Origin of the sequence: Caulobacter sp. Root1455 (assembly GCF_001426905.1) — a bacterium.
Lineage (GTDB): Bacteria > Pseudomonadota > Alphaproteobacteria > Caulobacterales > Caulobacteraceae > Caulobacter.
In genome coordinates, this window is the sequence record NZ_LMFQ01000020.1 from 145,426 (window position 1) to 163,025 (window position 17,600).

A 17,600-nucleotide genomic window follows, 5' to 3' on the forward strand; every position below is an offset into this window, starting at 1 on the left:
GGAAACGGACATCCTGCTGTTTTCTGGTTGCCCAAACCAAAGCCCGGGAGAGGAGGAGGTTCCCGTTTTTCAGCCCTGGCGGACGCTCTGCCTCTAGGTGAAGCAATCGACCTCGCCAAGGCGGCAATACGACGCGTTCGCCGCATTTCGCCGAACGCCGTCTTCGCGAGCAGCCGCCGCCAACGGATGTCAGCAGCGGGTCATCAAGGTCCGATTTCCGCGAGACGACTAGGGCTGGATTGCTCAATAATCCGGCCGCCTGATCCCCTGGGAGCCGCCGTCATGACCACGACCGCCGATCGCTTTCACGCCCTGCACGCCGGTCCTGACGTGCTGGTCCTGCCCAACGCCTGGGACGCGGCCAGCGCCGCACTGATGGAGGACGCCGGGGCCCGGGCGGTCGCCACCTCCAGCGCCGCCGTGGCCTGGGGCCGGGGCTATGCCGACGGCGACGCCCTGCCGGTCTCGGTCCTGATCGACGTGGTCGCCGGGATCGCCCGGGTGATCAAGGTTCCGCTGACCGCCGACATCGAGGGCGGCTACACCGACGACCTGCCGACCCTGGCGGAGACCATCAAGGCGGTGGTCGGGGCCGGGGCGGTCGGCGTCAACCTGGAAGACGGCCTCCGCGATCCGACGCTTCACGCCCGCAAGGTCGAGACCGCCCGAACCGCCGCCGGCCAGGCGGGCGTGAACCTGTTCATCAACGCCCGCACCGACGTCTATCTGAAGGGGCTGGCCGGGGGCGAGGCGGCCCTGGCCGAGACTCTGCGCCGCGCGGCGCTCTACGCCGAGGCCGGCGCCAGCGGCATCTTCGTGCCGATGCCGGTCGAGGAGGACCTGCTGTCGAAGCTGGCGGCCGGCATCGCCCTGCCGGTCAACGCCATGGGCCGCCCGGGCATGCCCTCGGCCAGCCGCCTGGCGCGGCTGGGCGTGCGCCGCCTGAGCTCGGCCACCGGCCCGTTCCGCGCCGCCTACGGCGCGATGCTGGCGGCGACCCGGACCTATCTGGAGGACGGCGACACCACCGGTTTCGCGGCCTCGGGCAAGGACCTGCCCGACCTCAACGACCGGTTCGGCTAAGGCTTGGCGGAGGGCGCGGGCGGGGTTGAGGGCGCGTCAGCGGGCGGGTCCTGCCAGTTGAACCGGATCGGCAGCACGATCGGCAGGCCGTCCAGCGGTTCGCCCTCCTTGCTCCAGGGGTTCATCGCCATCAGCTTGGCCGCCTCCATGGCCGCCGCCCCGAAGTCCAGGCCGACAGGATCCTCGCGCCGAACCTGGCAGTCGGTCAGCTCGCCCCGGATGTCGACGACGCAGGCGACCACGCCCGTGCCGGTCCTGACTCCGGCCTTCAGCGCCGCCTTGGGATAGGCCAGGGCCATGCCCTCGGCGGTCATGGTGCGAGTCCATTTCGGCTTGGTGATCTTGCGGGTGTCGGGACCCGCCGGATCCCGGAAATGGAAGGGCACATCGACGGTGTAGCTGCTCAGGGTCTTGACCTGATCTGGGGCGAAGGCGACCCCGAAGGCAGGCGCCAGGGAGCGCGCCGCCTTGCCGAAGCCCTTGTCCGCCGGGATTTCGGACAGGGTCCGGCAGAACTTCAGACCGCCCGTCCTGTTCAGTTCACAACGCAGCGTCACTTGACCGTTGGCGACGCCCGTGGCCTCGATGGGCCAGGCAGCGCGGACCTGCGCGCTAGTCGGAGTGCTGGTCCACGGCGGATCCAGAACTAGGCTGTTCACCGGGCCGTTAGGCATGGGCGCGTTTTCGAAGCCGTCCCAGTGGACGGGGATGGTGACCTCGCCTTCCACGGGCTTGCCGCCCCGGATCTTCGGCGTCATGCGGAACAGCGGCGAAAGCGCCAAGGCCGCGGCGCCGAAGCCCATGTTCTCCGGCGACTGTAGAGTGACCTGACAATCGCGCAGAAAGCCCTCTTCGTTCACCTTGCACTTGATCTCGGCTCGGGCGTTCGCCGGCGGCCTGTTTCGCGCCGCGACCGGATAGACGCCCATCAGCTGCGAAGCCGTGGGCTTGGTCGCCCAATCGGCGTTGGAATCGCCCGGCGCCAAGAACGAGAACCAGCTGTCGAACCGCTTGCCCACGATCGAAACGCCCATGGCGTCGCGGGTCTTGACCCGTTCCTTGGTCACCAGCGTCAGGGCGGCCTCGCCGAAGCCCATGCCGACGGGGTCTTCCTCAGCGACCTTGCAATCGACCTCACGGCCCTCCCCGTCGGCCGTGCAGTCCAGTCTGACCGAGCCGGAAATCTTTTGGTCGAAGGCGGCCTTGGGGTAGGCCGCCTGGCGTTCGGCGTCGGTCACTTTGCGGGCCGTCTGCGCCATGACCCTCTCTTCGGCCATCGCCGCGCCGCTCGCTCCAGCCGTCGCGACCGCCGCCAGAATCCAAATCCGCATCATTCCCCCAAACGCACAGCGCTCCGACGCACCCCGCGAGGCGACTTCCCAACTCATGGTCGTGTTTAAAGGGGCTCGGTCGCGAGCGCCAGTATGGCAACGTACGTCTCGGGTGTTCCCGCCTCGCTCCTGACCGCCTATCTTCCCGACCATGACCGACACGCTCGCGCCCGATTCCGCCGCTCCGCCAGAAGCAGACCGTCCGCTGACCCAGGACGGCCCCGCCGTGCGGCTGTTCCTGGTCGACGGCTCGGCCTATCTGTTCCGCGCCTACCACGCTCTGCCGCCGCTGACCCGCAAGAGCGACGGCCTGCCGGTGGGCGCGGTCCAGGGCTTCTGCAACATGCTGTGGAAGCTGATGCGCGACATGCAGGGCGACGCGCCCACCCACCTGGCGGTGATCTGGGACCATTCGGAAAAGACGTTCCGCAACAATCTCTATGACAAGTACAAGGCCCATCGCCCGCCGCCGCCCGAGGACCTGATCCCGCAGTTCCCGCTGGTGCGCGAGGCGACCCGCGCCTTCGGCGTGCCGGCCATCGAGCTGCCCGGCTACGAGGCCGACGACCTGATCGCCGCCTATGCCTGCAGGGTCCGCGACCTGGGCGGCGAGGCGGTGATCGTCTCGTCCGACAAGGACCTGATGCAGCTGGTCGGCGAGGGCGTGTCGATGTTCGACCCGATGAAGGGCGCGCGCATTGACCGCGAGCAGGTGTTCGAGAAGTTCGGCGTCTATCCCGAGCGGGTGGTCGACGTGCAGTCGCTGTGCGGCGACAGCGTCGACAACGTGCCCGGCGCCCCGGGCATCGGTATCAAGACCGCCGCTCAGCTGATCAACGAATACGGCGACCTCGACACTCTGCTGGCCCGGGCCGGCGAGATCAAGCAGCCCAAGCGCCGCGAGACCCTGATCGAATTCGCCGACCAGATCCGCCTGTCGCGCCAGCTGGTCCAGCTGGACTGCGACACCCCGCTGCCCGAGCCGATCGATGACCTGGTCGTGCGCGAGCCGGACAAGCAGGTGCTGGCCGACTTCCTGGAGCTGATGGAGTTCCGCTCCCTGGCCCGTCGGGTCGGCGACGGCAACGCCGCCGCCGCGCCGCGCACCCTCGATCGCCCGCCCAGCGCCCCGACCGCGCCGGTGCTCGGCGTGTCCTACATGGGCGCCGCGGCCCGGGCGGCGGCCAATCCGGTGGCCGAACCGGCCAACGTCGACACCGCCTCCTACGTCCGCATCCAGGACATCGAGACCCTGAACGCCTGGGTCGCCAAGGCGACGGCCAAGGGGATCGTGGCTTTCGACACCGAGACCGACGCGCTCTCGTCGGCCACGGCCGGCCTGTGCGGCGTGTCGCTGGCCATCGCGCCGGGCGAGGCCTGCTACATCCCGGTCGGCCACTGCGAGAAGGACGGCCTGGCCCTGGAGGCCGCCGCCGACCTCGTCCAGATTCCTCTGGAAGAGGCGATCGCCGCCCTGAAGCTGCTGCTGGAGGATCCGGCGGTGCTGAAGGTGGCCCAGAACGCCAAGTACGACATCGCCGTCCTGGCCCGTCACGGGATCGATGTGGGTCCGATCGAGGACACCATGCTGATCAGCTACGTGCTGGAGGCCGGACTGCACGGCCACGGCATGGACGAGCTGTCGGAGCTGTGGCTGGGCCACAAGCCCATTCCGTTCAAGCAAGTGGCCGGGACCGGCAAGGCGCAGATCAGCTTCAAGCACGTGGGCCTGAACGAGGCGACCGCCTATGCCGCCGAGGACGCCGACGTCACCCTGCGGCTCTACAACGTGCTCAAGCCGCGCCTGGCCCGCGAGGGTCTGCTGACGGTCTACGAGACCCTGGAGCGCCCGCTGCCGGCCGTGCTGGCGGCGATGGAGAACGACGGCATCCGCGTCGATCCCGAGACCCTGCGCCGGCTGTCCAACGAGTTCTCGATGCGCATGGTCCAGTACGAGGCCCGGGCGCAGGAACTGGTCGGCCGGCCGTTCAACCTGGGCAGCCCCAAGCAGATCGGCGACGTGCTGTTCGGCGAGATGGCGCTGAAGGGCGGCAAGAAAACCGCCACCGGCCAGTGGTCGACCGACAGCGACGTGCTGGAGGCCCTGGCCCTGGAGCACGAGCTGCCGCGCGTGCTGCTCGACTGGCGCCAGCTGTCCAAGCTGAAGGGGACCTATACCGAAAACCTGATCGCGGCGATCGCGCCGGGCGGCGGCAACCGGGTGCACACCTCCTACGCCCTGGCCTCGACCACCACGGGCCGGCTGTCGTCGTCCGACCCCAACCTGCAGAACATCCCGATCCGCACCGAGGAAGGCCGCAAGATCCGCAAGGCCTTCATCGCCGCGCCGGGCAAGGTGTTGATCAGCGCCGACTACAGCCAGATCGAGTTGCGCCTGCTGGCCCACATCGGCGACATCCCCCAGCTGAAGAAGGCCTTCCAGGAGGGGCTGGACATCCACGCCATGACCGCGTCGGAGATGTTCAACGTGCCGATCGAGGGCATGCCCAGCGAGGTGCGCCGCCGGGCCAAGGCGATCAATTTCGGCATCGTCTACGGCATCAGCGCGTTTGGTCTGGCCAACCAGCTGTCGATCCCGCAGGGCGAGGCGGGCGCTTACATCAAGACCTATTTCGAGCGCTTCCCGGGGATCCAGGCCTATATGGAGGCGACCAAGGCCTTCGTGCGCGAGCACGGCTATGTCACCACCATCTTCGGGCGGAAGATCAACATCCCCGACATCGGCGGCAAGTCGGTGGCCCACCGGCAGTTCGCCGAGCGGGCGGCGATCAACGCCCCGATCCAGGGCGCGGCGGCCGACGTGATGCGCCGGGCCATGGTCCGCATGCCGGGCGCGCTGAAGGCGGCCGGCCTGTCGTCGCGCATGCTGCTGCAGGTGCACGACGAACTGGTTTTCGAGGCGCCCGAGGCCGAAGCCGAGGCCACCTGCGCCGTCGCCCGCCAGGTCATGGAGACCGCGGCCGAACCGGCGGTGGCCATCACCGTGCCGTTGACGGTCGAGGCCCGAGCCGCCGCCAACTGGGACGAGGCCCACTGACGAGTCTCGCTGGGTCGAAATTTTTCGTCCCGGCGACATGCGCGACTTGAGGTTGGATCGCGCGAGAGAAGGCGCTCTATCCCCGACTCTGTGCAATCTTGGGTGAGTGTTACTCGCAGAACGTTGTTATTATTGAGGAATAGATTCCGCAGGTGCGACGTTGCGCCACAGCACGGTTAATGTCGCGGAAACCTCGCCGCCTTCACTGGTTAACCGTGCGACGCTTGCTTCTGGCTGCGGCTTAAAAATTCGTGGTCCATCAAGTTTGCGTCGCGGTCCAATCTGGAGCGCGGCCATGAAGTTCGGCGACCTGAAAATTCCGCATAAGCTGCTGGCGGTTTTCGCCGTGATGCTTGCGACCATCGCGGTGATGGGCGTGGTGCTCTTCGTCAACCAGATGGAATACGAAGGCTCGGTCCAGCGCACGGAGCGCGCGCACCAGGCGCTGCGCGCCGCCGACACCGCCGCCTTCCGCCTGACCCGCCAGGAAAACTCGCTGCGAGGCTTCCTGCTCTCGGGCGACGAGTACTACGTCAAGCGGCTGGAAGAGGCTCACAAGCCCAAGTTCCTGGCCGCCGTCGACCAACTGCGGACCCTGGCCGCCGGCGACGAGGCTCAGCTGGCCCGGATCGCCGCCGTCGAGGACGGCTACGCCAACTACCGCAAGCTGGCCATCGAGCCGGGCGAGACCCTGGCCCGCGATCCGGCCACCCATCAGCAGGCCGTCGACCTGGTCAAGCATGACGGCGTCGCCGACCAGGCGGTCTCGGTGGTCGAGGACGCCATCGAGGCGATCGTCAACACCTCGGAAGCCGTCGTCGCCGCCGAAGCCGCCGCCCAGAAGAAGTCGTCGCTGGAAGCGCGCCTGACTCTGCTGATCGGGACCGCCATCGCCATCGCCATCGCCTTCGGCGGCGGCTTGCTGCTGTCGGGCTTCATCGCCGCGCCGGTGTCGGCCATGACGGCGGCCATGCGCCGCCTGGCCTCGGGCGACAACGGGGTGGACGTTCCGGCGACCGACCGCAAGGACGAGATCGGCCAGATGGCCGCCGCGGTGGTCACCTTCAAGGAAGCCGCCCTGGCCAAGATCCGCCTGGAAGCCGCCGCCGAGGAGACCCGCCTGGCGGCCGAAGGCGAGCGCGCCGCCAATGACGACGAGCGACGCCTGGTCGCCGCCGAGCAGACCGCCGTGGTCGACGTGCTGGCCTCGAACCTGGCGCGGCTGGCCCAGGGCGACCTGACCTGCAGCATCGACGCCGAATTCACCGGCCGCTACCGCCAGCTGCGCGAGGACTTCAACCTGGCGGTCGTCAAGCTGCGTGAAGCCATGGAGGCGATCATCGTCTCCACCAACGGAGTCCGCAGCGGTTCCGACGAAATCGCCGACGCCTCCGACAGCCTGGCGCGCCGCACCGAACAGCAGGCGGCCAGCCTGGAGGAGACCGCCGCGGCGCTGGACGAGATCACGGCCACGGTGCGTAAGACCGCATCGGGCGCCAAGGAGGCCTCCACCGTGGTCGCCACCGCCCGCACCGACGCGGAGAGGTCGGGGCGGATCGTCGCCCAGGCCGTTCAGGCCATGACCGAGATCGAAACCTCTTCGGCCCAGGTCAGCCAGATCATCGGGGTGATCGACGAAATCGCCTTCCAGACCAACCTTCTGGCCCTGAACGCCGGGGTCGAGGCGGCCCGGGCCGGTGACGCCGGCCGCGGCTTCGCGGTCGTCGCCCAGGAGGTCCGGGCCCTGGCCCAGCGCTCGGCCGAGGCGGCCCGGGAGATCAAGACCCTGATCTCGACCTCCACCCAGCAGGTCGGGGCCGGGGTCGACCTGGTCGGCCAGACTGGCGACGCCCTGCAGCGCATCGTCATCCAGGTGGCCTCGATCGACGAGCTGGTCACCGAGATCGCCGCCTCGGCCGTCGAGCAGTCGACGGGCCTGCAGGAGGTCAACAACGCCGTCAACCAGATGGACCAGGTGGTGCAGCAGAACGCCGCCATGGTCGAGGAGGCGACGGCGGCCAGCCACTCGCTGAAGAACGAGGCCAGCCAACTGGCGGCCCTGGTCGACCGCTTCCAGGTCGGCGAGGCGTCCGCCGCGGCCCCGGCCAAGCGCCCGCCCGCCGCTCGTTCGGCCCACGCCCGGCCCGCGACCTTCGTACGCCCCGGCAGGTCGGGCGGCGCCGCGACCGCGGTCAAGGCCAACGAGTGGCAAGAATTCTGATCGGCGTCCCCTCGACGATCGGATGACGGAAGGCTCCCCGATGTCCCTCGGGGGGCCTTTTTCCTATCTCAGTACCAGCCCGCTTCGCGCAGCGTCCGGGCATAGGCCCGGCTGACCGGCGCCTCGACGCCGTTGGCCAGGGTCAGGGTGGCGCGGCCGTCGCCGCGTTTGGCGTCGCGGACCGCCGCCTTGGCCACCCACCACGAGCGGTGGGTCTGGGCGCCCTCGATGCCCTCCAGCTCGGCCACGGCGTCCGACAGCCGCAGCAGGATCAGGTCCTGGCCCTTGGAGGTGTGCAGGCGCAGATAGTGGTCCTCGGCCTCGACCGCGTAGATCTCGCCGCCGCGCAGGCGCGGGGGCAGGCGCTCCAGGAAGCGCGGCGGCGGGGCCTCCGGCGGCGCGGCGTGGGTTTCGATCGGGCGACGGGTGGCCAGGGTCATCAGGGCCGTCATGCCGCTGGTCATCACCAGGGTGACGCCGAAATAGGTCGCCAGCACGCGCGGCGTCAGGCGCGCGTGGCCGCCGGCGAACCAGACCAGCGCCGTGAACAGCGGCGTCAGCACCGCCACGATGACCAGGGCCCGCCACCAGGTCGAGCCCAGGCCGGGCCAGACGCGGCCGACGATCTGGGCCGTCGTCGCGCCCAGCACCGCGCCCAGGACCGACAGGCCGATCCAGTAGGCCAGCCGCGGACCCAGCGGCATGTCGAGGGTGCCCAGCGCGCCGATCAGCGCCAGGAAGGCGCCGGCGACCACGGCGACGGCCAGCGGGCGGACATAGATCTGCAGAAAGGCCGGGACCGACGTGTTCGTTGGCGCTTCGCCACTGGCGGCGGCCCGCCGTTCACGAACTGCCGACGCTTTCTCACGCACCTTCGGATGACCCCTGCCGCCGTCGATCCTAAGCCGGATCTGACCTTGATCGCCCTAGCACGGCGCGATCGCTTCGGGAGAAACAAGATGTCCGACACCAGCCTGTCAATCGGTCCGGCCCGCTTTCTGCGCATGGTGGTCGTCGGCCTGGCCGTCACCGTGGGCCTGATCCTGGCGGCGGGAGCGGCCCGAGGTCACGGGCCGGCCGCGATGCTGGCCGGCTTCCTGCATCTCAAGGGACAACTTCACACCCCAAACTTCGGGCTGCTGGCGGTCGCGCCGATCCAGATCAAGATTCACGTCGCGGCGGTGTCCACGGCCCTGGCCATCGGGATCGTCCTGATGCTGGGCCTGAAGGGCAATACGGTTCATCGCACGCTCGGCTGGATCTGGGTGACGGCGATGGCGACGGCGGCGATCTCGTCGCTGTTCATCCATCGCGCCAACGCCGGAAGCTTCAGCTTCCTGCACCTGTTCGCGGGCTGGACCCTGATCGCCCTGCCCATGGGCGTGTTCGCCGCCCGCAAGCACAAGGTCCGCCTGCACGGTCGGACGATGACCGGGCTGTTCGTCGGCGGCCTGCTGATCGCCGGCGCCTTCGCCTTCCTGCCGGGCCGGCTGATGTGGCAGGTCGTGTTCGGCTAGAGGTCCAATGGGCGGCCGGGACGCGCCGCGCTTGCCAGGTCCGCGATAGGAGGCCTACGAACGGTCAAGCAATGCGCGGACCACAGAGCATGACGTCGCAAGTTCGAGCCCCTCGCGCCCAAGCGGCCCTTACCGCCAAGCCGGCCGGACGCGGCCGACCCTCCAAGGCCACCGGGCGGGACCTGAAGGAGACCATCCTCGACGCCGCCGAGGGGCTGTTCGCGCGCCACGGCTTCCACGGCGTCACCATCCGCCAGGTCGCCGCCGAGGCCGGCGTCGACACCGCCCTGATCCACTACTATTTCGGCGCCAAGCGCGAGCTGTTCGACTCGGTGTTCCTGCGTCGGGCCGAGATCCTCAACACCGCCCGCGGCCTGTCGATGGACGCCTACGAGAAGAGCCACGCCGGGACGATGACCGTCGAGGGGGTGATCGAAGCCTTCATCGAGCCGCTGCTGCGCATCTCCCAGGACGGCGGCCAAGGGTGGAAGAGCTATTTCGCCCTGGTGGCCCAGGTGAACAACACCCCGGCCTGGGGCGGCGAGACCATGGCGCGGTTCTTCGACCCCGTCGTCCACCGCCTGGTCGAGACCCTGAAGGTGGTGCGTCCGGACGCGGAATATCGCGACCTCTACTGGAGCTACCAGTTCCTGACCGGCTCGATGATGCTGGCCCTGTCGGAGACCGGCCGCATCGACTCCCTGTCGGAGGGGTTGTGCCATTCCAGCGACCTCCCCGCGGTGCGGGCCCGGCTGTTCGCCTACTGCGCCGCCGGCTTCGAGGCGGTGATCGCCCGCGCGCCGCAGGGCTGATTTCTCAACCTTTCCAAAAGCTTGAACAGCCTTGCGTCTTGATTTCATCAGATGATGAAAAAAAGCTGGCGCAAAGCTCCGGTCTGGGTGACAGTGTTATCCAATTCGCGGACAAATGAATTCGCGGAGGCCGGGAAATGCGTCCGTTCAACGGGCCGATCCGGCACGGGACGGAACGCATAGGGGAGGGGAAACCCAATGAAAACGATGCTCAAGCTGGCGTTGCTGGCTGGCGCGGCCTGGTCGGCCGCCGCGACCACCGTGGTCGCTCAAGAAGCGCCCGCCGGCGCCCCAACCAGCGCTGGGGCCGCGCAGGTCGAGGAACTGATCGTCACCGCCCGTCGCCGCGAGGAAACCCTCAAGGACGTGCCGGTCGCCGTTTCGGCCTTCAGCGCCGAGACCCTGGAGCGCCAGGCCGCCAACGACATCACCACCCTGTCGCAGACGACGCCGAACATCACCGTGCAGACCGCGCGCGGCTCGAACTCGACCCTGATCTCCTACATCCGCGGCATCGGCCAGCAGGATCCGCTGTGGGGCTACGAGCCCGGCGTCGGCCTCTATGTCGACGACGTCTACATCTATCGTCCGCAGGGCGCGGTGCTGGACGTGTTCGACGTCTCGCGGATCGAGGTGCTGCGCGGCCCGCAGGGCACGCTGTACGGCCGCAACACCATCGGCGGCGCGATCAAATACGTGACCAATCGCCTGGGCGACGAGGCCGGCGGCAAGGTTCGCGCCACCTACGGCAGCTACAATCAGACCGACCTGCTGGTCGAGGGCCACACCCCGGTCGCCGGCGGTCTGTCGGTGGGCGGCGCCTACGCCCTCTACAAGCGCGACGGCTACGGCAAGAACCTGACCACCGGCGCCGAGCACTACAACAAGGACGTCCAGGCCATCCGTCTGAGCGCCGAATACAAGCCCACCGAGGACCTGTTCTTCCGCCTGGCCTATGACAAGGTGGAGGACGACTCCAATCCCCGCCACGGCCACCGCGAAGTGCCGGCCCTGGTCGGCGGATACAAGGTGCTGGACGTCTACGACACCCAGGCCGGCTTTGGCGACGACAACTCGGTCGAGACCGAGGGCGTGGCGCTGACCGGCGAATATCACGCCAGCGAGAGCCTGACCTTCAAGTCGATCACCGCCAGCCGCAAGGGCCACACCGACACCGTCATCGACTTCGACGGCACGCCGGTGAACACCCTCGACGTTCCGGGCACCTATGACGACCGCTCGTTCTCGCAGGAACTGCAGGCGGTCTATTCGGACGAGACCGTCCAGGGGGTGTTTGGCCTCTACTACATGAACAGCCAGGCCTCGGGCGAGTTCGACACCATCGCCGGCAATCTGGGCGTGGCGATCGCCGACGGCGGCAAGGTCAGCACCCAGAGCTTCGCGGCCTTCTTCGACGTCAGCGCCAACTTCACCGAGCGCTTCAAGATCTCGCTAGGCGCCCGCGGCACGCGCGACCACAAGCGCAGCAACACCTTCCGCTACTACTACCTGGGCGCCACGCGCACGCCTTTCCAGGGCGGCACGCCGCGGCCGATCCTGCAGGTGCGCACCAACTACAGCGCCGAGAAGACCTTTTCGGAATTCACCCCGCGCCTGTCGGCCTCGTACGAGCTGACCGACGAGCTGAACAGCTATGTCTCCTATTCGAAGGGCTACAAGTCCGGCGGCTGGGACATGCGCGGCGACGCCTTCCTGACCCCCCAGACCGTCAACGGCTACAATCCCGAAACGGTCGACGCCTACGAGGCGGGCCTGAAGGGCAACCTGTTCGACCGCCGGGTGTCGTTCGCCTCGGCCATCTTCCTGTCGAAGTACAAGGACCAGCAGGTCACCACCCAGGTGGTCGTGCCCTCGGGCATCGCCAGCTCGGTCGACAACGCCGGCGCCTCGACGCTCTACGGCGCCGAGTTCGAAGCCAAGGCGGTGTTCGACCAGCACTTCTCGGGCACGGTGGCCCTGGGCTACATCCACGCCAAGTACGACACCTTCAACCGCTTCGTTCCGGCCGGCGCGCCCAATCCCATCGACCCGTCGCAGACGATCCCGGCCGGCGGGCAGGTCGTGAACGTGGCCGATCTCTACGGCTTCCAGAACACCCCGGAATGGACGGGCAATGTCAGCTTGAGCTGGCGCGGGGCCCTCGCCGGCGGCGAGCTGACGGTCACGCCGATGGTCAGCTATCGCGACAGCTACCAGCAGTTCGAACTGCCCCTGCCGCTGCTCGACCAGAAGGCCTTCACCCTGATCGACCTGACCGCCAGCTGGGCGCCCGAGAGCGGTCGCTACCGCATCTCGGTGGCCGGCAAGAACCTGACCGACGAGCGCTATCGGATCGGCGGCTACAACTTCGCCGGCGCGACCTACAACAACTCGGTGATCGGCTTCTACGGCCCGCCGCGCACCTACTCGGCCTCGCTCGAGGTCAAGTTCTAGATCCTTTCCACCCCTCGACTGACCGGCGGCGGCTTGCTGAAACGAGCCGCCGCCGTTTCTTTGTCCACCTTACGAATCTCGGCGGGACCCCGATGAGCGACACCAAGATCCAAGCCGCCGGCGGCTCGCGCTACCGCTACGTCGTGCTGGCCATGCTGATCCTGGTCTACACGCTCAACTTTCTGGACCGGCAGATCCTCGGCATCCTGGCCAAGCCCATCAAGGAGGAGTTCGGCCTGACCGACGGTCAGTTCGGCCTGATGAGCGGCCTGGCCTTCGCCCTGCTCTACACCACCCTGGCCATACCGATCGCCTGGCTGGCCGACCGCTTCAGCCGGGTGTGGATCATGACCACGGCCCTGACCCTGTGGAGCGGCTTCACCGCCCTGTGCGGCTTCGCCGGCGGGTTCCCGCAGCTGTTCCTGGCCCGGATGGGCGTGGGCATTGGCGAGGCGGGCGGGGTGGCCCCGGCCTATTCGATGCTGTCGGACTATTTCCCCAAGTCTCAGCGGGCCCGGGCCCTGGCGGCCTACGCCTTCGGCATCCCCCTGGGCACGGCGGCCGGGACCTTGGTGGGCGGCCTGCTGGCCGTGCATTTCGGTTGGCGCACGGCCTTCATCGTGGTGGGCCTGCTGGGCGTGGCCCTGGCCCCGATCTTCCGCCTGGTCGTGCGCGACCCGCGCCGCGGCGGGGCCGACATGGCCGCCGGCGACACCACCACCGTCCAGGCCCCAGCCGCGCCGCTGGGCGAGGTGGTTCGCGTGCTGGCCGCCAAGCCCAGCTTCTGGCTGCTGGCGTTCGGGGCGGCCTCATCCTCGGTCTGCGGCTACGGGGTGGCCCTGTGGCTGCCCTCGTTCTTCATGCGCAGCCTGGGCCTGACCCTGCGCGAGACGGCCTGGTACTATTCCGGCATCGCCTTCTTCGGCGGGCTGATGGGCATCTGGCTGGGCGGAGCTGTGGCCGACCGGCTGGGAGCCAAGTCCAAGGCCGGCTATCCGCTGACCCCGGCCGTCGCCTTCCTGATCTCGGTGCCCTGCTTCCTGCTGGCGATGAACAGCGGGTCGCTGGTCGGCGGCTTGGGTGGCCAGGGGGGCGGCGTCGCGGCCCTGGCCCTGGCCTTCGCGATCTTCCTGATCCCCACGGGGCTGAACCTGGCGTGGCTGGGACCGATCACGGCGGCCGTGCAGCATCTGGCCCCCGCGCCGATGCGCACCACGGCCTCGGCCCTGTTCCTGCTGATCAACAACCTCTTGGGAATCGCGGTCGGCACCTATTATTTCGGCCTGGTCTCGGACCTGCTGAAGCCGGCGTTCGGCCAGGAATCCCTGCGGTGGTCGATCTATACCGGCATGGGCTTCTACCTGGTCGCGGCCCTGCTGTTCTTCCTGGCCTCGCGCCGCCTGGCGCGCGACTGGGTGGAGTGAGCCGGGGTTCGAATAGACCCGCCGCCGAAAACGCCACCGTTCCGACACGTTCAGGTTTCAAGAGCCCGCTGACGAACGCGGGACCGCGACCATGGGCAGTGACGAGCGGCATATCTTCCACGACCCCACCGGACGGCGCGACCGGGGGATGCGGTTGATCCTGGGGATCATCCTGTCGGCCCTGGCCGCCATCGTCGCGGCCTTCCTGGCCACCCTGGCCTTCGCGCCGCGCCTGCCGTCGGTGACCTTGCGGGACCCGCATGTCCTGTCCTCGCTGCACAAGGAGTCGGCCCACAGGCTGAAGCCCGAGCTGGCCTGGCGCAAGGTTCCGCGGCCGACCGCCGCCGCCCAAGGCGAGGGCGCGGCCCAGGTGCGGCCGATCAGCGTCGGCTTCTATGTCAGCTGGGACGAGGACTCCCGCGAGTCCCTGCGCCGCAACATCGACAAGCTGGACGTGGTCTCGCCGCAATGGGTGGCGCTGAGGGGTTCCGACGGCGACGTCGCCCTCGACGACGATCCCCAGGGCGTGGCCCGGATCGCCGCCGCCCCCAACCATCCGGCCGTGCTGCCCCTGGTCCACAACTCGGCCAACGCCGCCTTCAACGGACCGCTGGCCGACGCCCTGCTGGCCGATCCGAAGGCCCGGGCCAAGTTGATCGCCGGTCTGGCCGACCTGGCGGTCAAGCGCGGCTACGGCGGCTATGTCTTCGACCTGGAGAACCTGTCGCCGAAGGGCCTGGCGAACTATTCCAAGCTGCTGAACGAGGCCCGGGCGGTCCTCAAGGCGCAGGGCCGCGAGGTCTGGGTCACCGCGCCGTTCGACGCGCAGGGCTGGCCGCTGAAGGCCTTGCAGGCCGCCTCCGACACCCTGGTCCTGATGGCCTACGACCAGCACTACGCCGGCGGCGATCCTGGGCCCAACGCCGGCCAGGACTGGTACGAGAGCGAGCTGGCCAAGCGCTTCGCCAAGCTCGATCCGGGCCGCACGGTCCTGGCCCTGGGCGCCTACGGCTATGACTGGACGCTGAACAAGGCCGGCAAGGCCGTCGCCGGCTCGCCGGCGACCTTCCACGAGGCGATCCGCAACGCCCAGGACGCCGGCGCGACCATCGACATGGACGACGACGCGCTGAACCCGACCTACGACTATGTCGACGACAGCGGCGACGGCCACGAGGTCTGGTTCCTGGACGCCGCCACCTTGTTCAACCAGGTCAAGGTCACCGACGCCTGGAAGCCGCGCGGCTATGGCCTGTGGCGGATGGGCATGGAGGATCCGGGCGTCTGGAGCGTGCTGGGCAAGCCCTACGGCCGGGCCTCGGCGGCCGGCTTGGCCCGCATCCCGAGCGGTGCGAGCGTCGACTTCGACGGCGGCGGCGAAGTGCTGCGCGTCTCGGCCCTGCCCACGCCCGGCAAGCGGACCCTGGCGTTCGACCCCGACACCGGCCTGATCGCCGACCAGACCTACGACGTCCTGCCCAGCTCCTACGTGATCGAGCGCTATGGCCAGAAGCCGGGCCTGGTGGCCCTGACCTTCGACGACGGCCCCGACGCGCGCTGGACGCCGAAGATCCTCGACATCCTCAAGAAGAAGAATGCTCCGGCCACCTTCTTCGTGATCGGTGAGAACATGCAGGCCCGGCCCGACCTGGTGAAGCGCGAGGTCGCCGAGGGCCATGACGTCGGCAGCCACACCTGGACCCATCCCAATATCGGCGAGACGCCGATCGCCCAGACCGACGTCGAGCTGAACGCCACCCAGCGGCTGTTCGAGGTGATCACCGGCCGCTCGATGCGGCTGTTCCGCCCCCCCTTCTTCGGCGACGCCGAGCCGTCGACCCCGCACGAGGTGGCCCCGCTGGTGATCGCCCAGACCCTTGGTTACATGGTCGTCGGCCTGCGGATCGACCCCGACGACTGGCAGAAGCCCACGCCCCAGACGATCATCGACCGCACCCTCCAGCGTCTGGACCATCCGGGCGACCGGCCGGGGCAGGTGGTGCTGCTGCACGACGCGGGCGGCGACCGCTCGCGCACGGTCGCGGCCCTGCCGGGCCTGATCGACGCCATCCGGGCGCGGGGCTACCGGCTGGTCACCGTCGGCGAGCTGGCCGGCATGAGCCCGGCCCAGGCGATGCCGGTCAGCGGCCGCGATCCGGTGGCCCTGGGTCTGGACCGGGTGGGTTTTGGCCTGTTCCGCGGCGTGAAGGTTCTGCTGACCACCCTGTTCCTGACCGCCATCGCCCTGGGCCTGGCGCGGCTGGTGTTCCTGGCGGGGCTGGCCCTGGTCCATCGCTGGACGCACGAGAGCCCCGAGAACCTGGATTCCGAGACCGGACCGCTGGTCAGCGTGCTGATCCCCTGCTTCAACGAGGAGAAGGTGATCGCCGCCTCGGTGGCGCGGATCCTGGAGTCGGAGTGGAGGAACATCGAGGTCCTGGTCCTCGATGACGGGTCCACGGACGCCACTGCCGACGAGGTCCGCCGGACCCACGGCGACAATCCGCGCGTGACCCTGCTCAGCTTCGAGAACGGCGGCAAGGCGCGGGCGGTCAATCGCGGCCTGGCCGTGGCCAAGGGCGATTATGTCGTGGCCCTGGACGCCGACACGCTTTTTCCGCCGAAGACCATTGGGCGCCTCGTACGCTGGTTCCAGGACCCCCGGATCGGGGCGGTGGCCGGCAACGCCATCGTCGGCAACCGGATCAACATGGTCACCCGCTGGCAGGCTCTGGAATATGTCACAGCTCAGAACCTGGAGCGTCGGGCCCTGGCGGCCCTCGGCGCGGTGACCGTGGTGCCCGGCGCGGTCGGCGCTTGGCGCAAGAGCGTGCTGGACGAGCTGGGCGGTTATCCGGCCGACACCCTGGCCGAGGATCAAGACCTGACCATCGCCTGTCAGCGGGCGGGTTGGAAGGTGGCCTTCGACCCCTCGGCCCAGGCCTTCACCGAGGCTCCCGACACCGTGAACGGCCTGCTCAAGCAGCGTTTCCGCTGGTCGTTCGGCACCCTGCAATGCGTCTGGAAGCACCGCGCGGCCCTGTTCAACCCCAAAACGCCCGCGCTCGGCTTCGTGGCCCTGCCGCAGATCTGGCTGTTCCAAATCCTGCTGGCGGTCGCCGCGCCCCTGGTCGACCTGGCGGTGGTCTGGAGCCTGATCTCGGGCCTCTACGGCGCGATCGCCCATCCGATGGAGTGGTCGCCCGACGACACGATCCGCGGCCTGCTCTACTGGGCGGTGTTCATCCTGGTCGACCTGTCGGCCGGCGCCCTGGGCATGGCCCTGGAGAAGCGCGCGCCGTGGGCCGACCTGCCGTACCTGCCCGTCCAGCGTTTCGGCTACCGCCAGCTGATGTACTACGTGGTGGTCAAATCGGTGCTGACCGCCGCGCGCGGCGGGCGCGTGGGGTGGGGAAAACTCGAACGCCGGGCGACCGCGACGGTCAGGCCCGGGGTATGACAAGGCTGTCATTCGCGATTGCGAGTGGTAGCGGTACCTTTTTTCGTCATGACCAAGGGTCAGCTTGACCCTTGGGAACTCCTTGTTCGGTGAAAAAGCCCAAGGAGTTCCGGGCTTGCGCCAGTTGGGCCCACTTTTTCAGATAGGCCGAACAATCGGTCCAAGCGCGGTTGCGCCTGCGAAATCACGCTCCTATAACCCGGCCACAATTTCAGAAGCCGTCGTTGAGACCGGTCCCTC

At 68.7% G+C, this 17,600-nt stretch carries 10 protein-coding genes; 8 read left to right on the plus strand and 2 right to left on the minus strand.

Translation table 11 applies throughout. From position 1 onward, the window contains the following. The first annotated feature begins 282 nt into the window (after positions 1 to 282). A complete protein-coding gene (locus ASD21_RS10160) occupies positions 283 to 1,083 on the plus strand; it encodes an isocitrate lyase/PEP mutase family protein (RefSeq protein WP_056440252.1) in 801 nt (266 codons plus the stop codon). Here ASD21_RS10160 and ASD21_RS10165 read toward each other — a convergent pair. Then, positions 1,080 to 2,342 carry a TonB family protein gene (locus tag ASD21_RS10165; RefSeq protein WP_162250230.1) on the minus strand — a complete coding sequence of 421 codons (1,263 nt, stop codon included), beginning with the start codon at positions 2,340 to 2,342 and terminating at the stop codon, positions 1,080 to 1,082. The genes ASD21_RS10160 and ASD21_RS10165 overlap by 4 nt on opposite strands. Positions 2,343 to 2,565: 223 nt before the next feature. Between ASD21_RS10165 and polA the strand changes: the two genes are divergently transcribed. Both polA and ASD21_RS10175 read left to right on the plus strand, forming a co-directional pair. Next, entirely contained in the window at positions 2,566 to 5,472 is a 2,907-nt protein-coding gene (gene polA / locus ASD21_RS10170; RefSeq protein WP_156398343.1) for a DNA polymerase I, read from the plus strand. Positions 5,473 to 5,767: 295 nt separating this feature from the next. Continuing rightward, positions 5,768 to 7,693: a methyl-accepting chemotaxis protein gene (locus ASD21_RS10175; protein ID WP_056440258.1), complete on the plus strand. Its 1,926-nt coding sequence runs from the start codon at positions 5,768 to 5,770 to the stop codon at positions 7,691 to 7,693. A 68-nt stretch (positions 7,694 to 7,761) separates the two neighbouring features. Here ASD21_RS10175 and ASD21_RS10180 read toward each other — a convergent pair whose 3' ends face one another. Continuing rightward, on the minus strand, positions 7,762 to 8,565 hold the full coding sequence (locus tag ASD21_RS10180) for a LytTR family DNA-binding domain-containing protein (RefSeq protein WP_082554711.1): 804 nt from the start codon (positions 8,563 to 8,565) through the stop codon (positions 7,762 to 7,764). 87 nt (positions 8,566 to 8,652) lie between these two features. Here ASD21_RS10180 and ASD21_RS10185 point away from each other — a divergent pair, with 87 nt between their 5' ends. The 5 genes from ASD21_RS10185 to ASD21_RS10205 all read left to right on the plus strand — a co-directional run bounded on the left by ASD21_RS10185 (position 8,653) and on the right by ASD21_RS10205 (position 17,360). After that, positions 8,653 to 9,210, plus strand: a complete 558-nt coding sequence (locus ASD21_RS10185; protein ID WP_056440260.1) for a DUF2306 domain-containing protein — start codon at positions 8,653 to 8,655, stop codon at positions 9,208 to 9,210. A gap of 89 nt (positions 9,211 to 9,299) precedes the next feature. Further along, complete coding sequence (locus tag ASD21_RS10190; RefSeq protein ID WP_056440262.1) at positions 9,300 to 10,022, plus strand: TetR/AcrR family transcriptional regulator; 723 nt, start codon at positions 9,300 to 9,302, stop codon at positions 10,020 to 10,022. Positions 10,023 to 10,220: 198 nt separating this feature from the next. Then, a complete protein-coding gene (locus tag ASD21_RS10195; RefSeq protein ID WP_056440264.1) occupies positions 10,221 to 12,476 on the plus strand; it encodes a TonB-dependent receptor in 2,256 nt (751 codons plus the stop codon). Positions 12,477 to 12,568: 92 nt separating this feature from the next. Continuing rightward, positions 12,569 to 13,900 carry a spinster family MFS transporter gene (locus ASD21_RS10200; RefSeq protein ID WP_056440266.1) on the plus strand — a complete coding sequence of 444 codons (1,332 nt, stop codon included), beginning with the start codon at positions 12,569 to 12,571 and terminating at the stop codon, positions 13,898 to 13,900. 91 nt (positions 13,901 to 13,991) lie between these two features. After that, entirely contained in the window at positions 13,992 to 17,360 is a 3,369-nt protein-coding gene (locus ASD21_RS10205; protein WP_056440268.1) for a glycosyltransferase, read from the plus strand. Positions 17,361 to 17,600 lie beyond the last annotated feature (240 nt).